Consider the following 948-nt stretch of genomic DNA (forward strand, 5'->3'; position numbering starts at 1 on the left):
CGATTTCCAGGTGAAAGTCCGTGGGCTGCGCATCGAACTGGGTGAAATCGAGTCGGCGTTAACGGCACACGAATCGGTCGCACGCGCGGTGGTCCTTGCTCGTGAAGACCCGCATGTGGGCGGTCAATTGGTGGGCTACGTGGTCGCCGAGACCGGAGTGGTTGTGGATGTCGCTGTACTGCGAGACGCTGTGAGCGCGCGCGTGCCGTCGTACATGGTGCCGTCCGCGCTGTTGGTGCTGGGTGAGTTCCCGTTGAACGCGTCGGGCAAGTTGGATCGGAAAGCGTTGCCGGTGCCGGTGTTCGAGGCCAAGGTGTTTCGCGCACCGACCACGCCTGTCGAAGAAATTGTGGCCGGCACTTTTGCGGAGATTCTGGGCGTCGAGCGCGTCGGACTTGATGACGACTTCTTCGAGCTAGGCGGAAACTCGCTGATCGCGACCCAGGTCGCCGCGCGACTCGGCGCAGCGTTGGACGCAACGATCGGTGTGCGAGGTTTGTTCGAAGCCCCGACCGTAGGCGCGCTCGCAGCGTTGGTCGAGCGACACGCCGGCAGTGGCGGGCGTAAAGCTCTTGTCGCACAACACCGGCCGGAGCAAGTGCCGTTGTCGTTGGCGCAGCAACGGATGTGGTTCTTGAACCGTATTGACTCTGCCTCTGCAGTGAACAACATTCCTGCGGCTATCCGTCTGACCGGTCAGCTGCACGTTGCGGCGTTGCAGGCTGCATTCGCTGATGTAGTTGCGCGCCACGAGATTCTGCGCACTCTCTACCCGGAAGTCGATGGGCTGGGCACCCAGGTCATTGTGCCCGCAGCACAGGCTGTTCCGGACCTGTCGTCTGTGGCGGTGGACGCCGAGGAGCTGGTCGGCCGGGTGTTGGGGCTCGTGAGCGCTGGGTTCGATGTGACGCAGGCTGTTCCGTTGCGGGTCGGGCTGTTCGCCCTCGG

At 63.4% G+C, this 948-nt stretch carries 1 protein-coding gene; it reads left to right on the plus strand.

The genetic code is table 11. The features are described from left to right. Nucleotides 1–948 (plus strand): condensation domain-containing protein (locus tag ACHIRB_RS26680; protein ID WP_395127802.1); only part of this gene is annotated, 948 nt, incomplete at both ends.

The sequence above is a fragment of the Antrihabitans spumae genome (assembly GCF_043944905.1).
Taxonomy (GTDB): Bacteria; Actinomycetota; Actinomycetes; order Mycobacteriales; family Mycobacteriaceae; genus Antrihabitans; species Antrihabitans spumae.